Here is a 5,841-nt window from a genome sequence, read left to right as displayed (position 1 = left end):
CTTTGCAAAGAAGGAACCGAAGAAACTCCAACCTTATACCCCGGGAATGGGCAGCAACCGCAAGGCAACTGCCCCGGGGTTACAAGGCGGCTGCGCGTTTGCGGCGGGCAGCCGGCAAAAAGTCGCAAAAAACGGTTCGTGCACTGTTGACATTGGATGTACTGTGTGGTACGATGTATCTAAAGGAGGCACAGTACATGAATCTGGACGATTGGAAATCACAAATCAAGCGTGGAACACTGGAGTTCTGCATTCTGCTCATGATTCGGCAGAAACCGGTCTACGGGTATGAAATCATCCAGACGCTGGAGCATTACCCGATTCTGGCGGCGAAGGAAAACACCATCTATCCGCTGCTGCGCCGCTTGTTGAAAGAAGAATACATCTCCTCCTATTGGCAAGAAAGCGCGGAAGGACTGCCGCCGCGGAAGTACTATTCCATCACCGACAAAGGGCAGGACTATCTGGCGGCCATGTCGACCGAATGGGAGCATCTGCTGGACGCCATCAATCAGGTGAAAGGAGAATAAACGTATGGAAAAAGCATTGGAAGCCTATCTCGGAAAGGTGGAAAAACACCTCAGACCGTTGTCTGCACCGGAGCGGGCGGACATCGTCAAGGAGATCCAAAGCGAGATGGAGGAACTGCTGGCGGAGGGAAAAACCGCCGAAGATGTGACGGCACGGCTGGGCAAGCCCGACGAACTGGCCAAAGCCTACCTGAGCGATCTGATCACGAAAAATCCTTCTTTCAGTTGGAAAAGAGTGCTGGCTCTGTGCGCCTATTACAGTGTGGCCGGCCTGTCCGGTCTGTTTGTGATCCCGGTCCTGCTCGTCTGCGCCCCCTCCTTTATGCTCTGCGGCATCGCTGCGCCGGTGCTGGGGGCCGTTAAAATGGTGGACACCCTGCTGCATCTCGGCATTCCCGGCGTGCAGTACATCGGCATCGCGGGGGTTGGCAACCCGGTGCTCGTCTTTGCCCTTTGCATCGTGTTCGGGGCGGTGCTTTTTCTGGCCGGGTACGCCTGCTGGCGGCTGCTGGTCGGCTATGTAAAAGGGGTAAGCCGCGTCGGAACCGGCTTGTCCCAGTAAAAGGATATACAAAAAACCGGCACAGCCTTGGCTGTGCCGGTTTTGGTATTGGTTACTTTACCATGGAGATTACCGTCCGCGCCGGTGGGAAACAAAGAGGGCACAGCTCATGATCAGGAAGAAGATGGCGACGGCCGCCACGATGAGCAGGACCAGCTCAAAGATTTTCACATTGAAATGGTTCTGCAAGGTTTCGGTGGCGTCGGAGAGCACCGCGCTGGTGCTGCTGGTGGTGCCGCTCACCGTCTGATCGCCGGCCGCCAATGCCGCCGAGGCAGCTTCGCTGTCCCCCAAGGCGTTCAGGGCGTCGGCCAGTGCCTGACTGCCCATGGCCACCAACCGGTCGTTGGTTTCGCTCTTGACCTTCTCGCCGTCCACTGCGTTGGACAGATACTCGGTCAGCAGGTCGGTGGCACCCCGCAGCGCCGGGGCGTAGCTTTCGTCCACCGTCCAGATGCTGCCCGTCCACATACCGTTCATGTACAACAGCAACTGCATGCCGGAATCCGCCAGCATGGACTCGTAGACCGTATCCCCAAAAGCGTCGGATTTGGTATCCACCGTGCCAAAACTCAGCGAAATAAACTGGTAGGCCCGGTCATAGTCGGTCAGGTCGGTGTAGTAGCTGCGCAGCGCGTCGGCAATGTTGGAGTCCTTGGTCAGCTGGGACCCCACCACCACCGAATCCAGATCCGCCCGCAGGTCCTGATCCCCGAACTTGCTGGTGGACCCGTCGTCGTCGATGGCAAAGGTGTCCCGCATCAGGTCGGCGTAGCCCGCCGCGTCGGACGCCTGCCCGGCATAGGCCTGCGCCAACTGCATGCAGTCGCCGCCCCAACTGCCCGTGATGGGCAGCCCGTTGTAGACCAGATTCATCGACGCCAACAGATGGCCGAAGTCGATTTGTTGGCCGTTGGGCAGCGTTACGGTGTTCATACCCTGCAGCGCCGACAGGTCGGCGTCATGCTCTTCCACATAGCTGTCAAACTCGGTGTCCCGGGCGCCGGCGGTCAACTGCCACATCGCCGTGTTGTAGTCCCCGGTGCGGGTGTAGGACAGCGTCAGCAAAATGGGGTCGTCCTCGCTGTCCGCTGCGTAGTCGGTGGCCAACTGCTGCAGCCGGTCCAACCGGTCCAGCGTTTCGTCATATTCCTCTGCCGCGGCACGCGGTGCGGCCCAGAAAAAAATGGCCGACACAAGCCCCAGCAGCAACAGCAGCCGGGGCAGACGGGTCGTGATGGAATTCGTGATCAAGCACCTCCAAGTGGGATGTTTCTAATTTGTAACTTTTATAGTATACCACAGCCGAACGTAGTTTGTCACGAATTTTTTGTGAAATCTCGACCCCCGGCAGCCCCTTTACTTCACGGTCCCCTTTGCCGTATAATGGGCCTAATAACCAAACGGAGGATGAATCCCTATGACGACCCGGAAAAAGGCCCACGGCTGGCTGTGGGTGGTTTTGCTCTTCGCGGTGTGCGCCGTGGTCTACGGTATGCTGAGCAGCTACCCCCGCCAACTGGCCGTTTACAGCGACGAGGTGCGGTATCTGGACATCGCCCGCAGCCTGTGGCAGGGCCGGGGACTGCGGGTGCGCAACATGCCCAGCGATTACCAAAAGATCCTGTACCCCCTGTGCATCCTGCCGGCGCTGGCCCTAAAAACCACCGCCGCCCAGATCACCGCCATCGGTTGGCTCAACGCCCTGTGGGCGTCCAGCGCGGTGTTTCCCGCCTACGCCCTCTGCCGGGCTACCGGCCAGTCCCGCCGCCGCACCGCCTTTCTGGTGGGCATCACGGCGGTGCTGCCCACCCTGTCCGCCTGCGTGACCTTTATGAGCGAGACGGTGTTTTTGCCCCTCTCGCTGTGGCAGGTCTACTTTTTGTGGCGGGCTATGGCCGCCCCGTCCCCCAAGGCCCAGACCGGCTGGTGCGCCGTGGCGGGGGTGTGGTGCTACCTGCTCTATCTTAATAAGGAAGTCGCCCTCTATTATCTGCTGGCGTGGGTGGCGCTGCGGCTCTGGGTCGTCGTCCACGACCCCCGCCGCTGGCAGCGGGAACTGGTTTCCACCGCCGCCCTGCTGGGGGGCTTCGTCCTCTGCTTTTTGCTGTTCAAGGCCACCCTTTTTGCGGGGTTGGGCAACTCCTACAACCAGACCGGCTGGATCACCCCCGAACAGTGGGCCTTCCTGCCCTTTGCCCTGACCTGCGACACCCTCTTCACGGTGCTGGCCTTCGGGGTGTTCCCCGTGCTGGTGCCCCTCTGCGCGCTGCGTCGCCCCCGCCCCGGCACCGACCCCCGCCGCACCCAACTGCCCCTGCTGCTTCTGCTGGCGCTGGGTCTGGGGGTGGGCGTGGTGGCGTGGAGCATCACCGTGCGGGAGAATCTGGGCTCGGCTTCCCCCCGGCAGCATATGCGGTATCTGGAACCGCTGCTCATCCCGCTGCTCCTTGTCACGCTGGACGCGCTGGACGGCGCCCTGACCCCCCTGCGCCGCCGCCTGCTGGCGGGGCTGACCGCCCTGTGGGCGGTGGGGTTTGTGGTGCTCTGCCGGGACATCGGCCCCGGCGCGGGGGACAACACCTTCCTGCAATGGTTTGATTTTGTGGCCGACCGGCTGGACCGGCTGCCGGGGTTGTCCTTTGACGGCTGGCTGCTGGTTTGGCGGTGCGCCATCGCGGTGGGCGCCGCCCTGCTGGGGGTGCTGTTGGTGCGCCGCAAGGCCCGGCGGCCCTTGGCCGCGGCGGCGCTGGTCCTCTGCGTGCTCTGCTACGCCGGGGAATGGCGGATCAACCGCTGGACCTACGGCGTGGACGCCGAAGCCGCACAGGCCGCCAGCACCCTGAACGATACCCTGAAAACGCTGGACGGCACCGTGCTGTTTGTGGCCGACGGGGTGCGCCAGCGGGACAGCCAGCTCATCGAGACCTATCTGGACCGGGATTTTTACCTCTGCGAATATGAGACCTTGCAGGCCGGCGGATTTTTGGACGACGGGGTGCTGGACCTGACCACCGAGGCCCCCGGCCCCGAGTACCCCGGCTGCCCCTACACCGACCTGACCGGCGCCGACTGGATCTTGGTCACCGACACGGTGCCCTTGGACACCACCGGGCTGGAACCCTCCGGCATTGCCTGCCCGGCAGGGTATACCCTGTGGCACAACCCCGACCCTGTCCGCCTGTGGTTTACAAGGTGAAGAAATGCAAACTATTGGCGGAAAAAATCACAGGATTTGCAAAGTTTTGCCGCGGCTTCGCGCTTTACAAGGCCCGACAAATACGGTACAATAAAAACGCTAATTAACAAAGAGAAGGAGAGATCGCTTTGTTCACTATCATGAAACGGCGGGAACTGAACCCCACCGTCACCGAACTGTGGATCCATGCGCCGCTCGTCGCCAAAAAAGCGCAGGCGGGGCAGTTCATCATCGTCCGCGCCAAGGAGGATTCGGAACGCATCCCCCTGACCATCGCCAGCTACGACCGCGAGGCGGGCACGGTTTCCATCATCTTCCAGGTGGTGGGCGCCGGTACCATGGAGCTGAACAGCCTTAAGGAAGGCGAAGCGGTCCATGACTTTGTAGGCCCGCTGGGCAAGGCCACCGAGATCGAAGGCCTGAAGAATGTCTGCGTGGTCGGCGGCGGCGTGGGCTGCGCCATCGCCCTGCCCGTTGCGCAGGCACTCCATGCACAGGGCACCAAGGTCACCGGCATTGTGGGCTTCCGCAACAAGGATCTGGTCATTCTGGAAGAGGAGTTCCGCGCCTGCTGCGATGAGTTCATCATCATGACCGACGACGGCTCCTACGGCGAGAAGGGCGTCGTCACCGCCCCGCTGGAGCAGAAGATCGTCGAGGGCGCCAACTTCGACGAAGTTATCGCCATCGGCCCGCTGATCATGATGAAATTCGTGGTCAAGACCACCAAGCCCCACAACGTCAAGACCGTGGTGTCGATGAACCCCATCATGGTGGACGGCACCGGCATGTGCGGCGGCTGCCGCCTGACCGTGGGCGGCAAGACCAAGTTCGCCTGCGTGGACGGCCCCGACTTTGACGGGTTTGAGGTGGACTTTGACGAAGCAATGCACCGCGGCACGATGTACAAGCCCTTTGAGGCCCACGCCCGCGAGGCCGAGTGCAATCTGCTGAAACAGGAGGTGCAGTGATCATGCCGAACATGGACCCGAAAAAATGCCCCATGCCCAGCCAAGAACCCAATGTGCGCAACAAGAACTTTAAGGAAGTGGCGCTGGGCTATACCGCCGAAATGGCTGTGACCGAGGCACAGCGCTGCCTGCAGTGCAAAAACCACCCCTGCCGTTCCGGCTGCCCGGTGGACATCGATATTCCCGGCTTCATCGCCCATGTGGCCAAGGGCGAATTTGAGGAAGCCTACAAGGTCATTGCCCAGTCCAGCGCGCTGCCCGCCGTCTGCGGCCGTGTCTGCCCGCAGGAAAACCAGTGCGAGGGCAAGTGCGTCCGCGGCATCAAGGGCGAGCCGGTAGGCATCGGCCGTCTGGAGCGGTTCGTGGCCGACTGGTACCGGGAAAACGTACATACCAAGCCCGAAAAGCCCACCCCCAACGGCCACAAGGTGGCGGTCATCGGCGCCGGTCCTTCCGGCCTGACCGTGGCCGGCGATCTGGCCAAGATGGGCTACAAGGTCACCGTCTACGAGGCTTTGCATGTAGCCGGCGGCGTGCTGATGTACGGCATCCCCGAGTTCCGTCTGCCCAAGGACATCG

6 protein-coding genes are annotated in these 5,841 nt (G+C 61.6%); 5 read left to right on the top strand and 1 reads right to left on the bottom strand.

Annotated elements, in window-relative coordinates:
- Both Q0526_RS09745 and Q0526_RS09740 read left to right on the top strand, forming a co-directional pair.
- Positions 1 to 530: PadR family transcriptional regulator (locus Q0526_RS09745; RefSeq protein WP_298732995.1), on the top strand; the 530-nt coding region annotated here is incomplete at its 5' end.
- A 4-nt stretch (positions 531 to 534) separates the two neighbouring features.
- On the top strand, positions 535 to 1,092 hold the full coding sequence (locus Q0526_RS09740; protein WP_298732993.1) for a DUF1700 domain-containing protein: 558 nt from the start codon (positions 535 to 537) through the stop codon (positions 1,090 to 1,092).
- A 69-nt stretch (positions 1,093 to 1,161) separates the two neighbouring features.
- Here the strand turns inward: Q0526_RS09740 and Q0526_RS09735 are convergent, their stop codons facing one another.
- Positions 1,162 to 2,346 (bottom strand): hypothetical protein, encoded by a 1,185-nt coding sequence (locus tag Q0526_RS09735; RefSeq protein WP_298732990.1) that lies wholly within the window; start codon positions 2,344 to 2,346, stop codon positions 1,162 to 1,164.
- Positions 2,347 to 2,512: 166 nt separating this feature from the next.
- On the opposite strand from Q0526_RS09735, the gene Q0526_RS09730 reads away from it, so the two are divergent.
- The 3 genes from Q0526_RS09730 to Q0526_RS09720 all read left to right on the top strand — a co-directional run.
- Entirely contained in the window at positions 2,513 to 4,291 is a 1,779-nt protein-coding gene (locus Q0526_RS09730) for a hypothetical protein (protein WP_298732988.1), read from the top strand.
- A gap of 128 nt (positions 4,292 to 4,419) precedes the next feature.
- Positions 4,420 to 5,262, top strand: a complete 843-nt coding sequence (locus Q0526_RS09725; RefSeq protein ID WP_298732986.1) for a sulfide/dihydroorotate dehydrogenase-like FAD/NAD-binding protein — start codon at positions 4,420 to 4,422, stop codon at positions 5,260 to 5,262.
- A gap of 2 nt (positions 5,263 to 5,264) precedes the next feature.
- On the top strand, positions 5,265 to 5,841 hold a 577-nt coding region (locus tag Q0526_RS09720; RefSeq protein WP_298732984.1), incomplete at its 3' end, for an NAD(P)-binding protein.

It is taken from the genome of uncultured Subdoligranulum sp., from assembly GCF_937890665.1.
The sequence above is the reverse complement of the archived record's forward strand: the minus strand, read 5'-3'. Positions and strand labels throughout refer to the sequence as shown.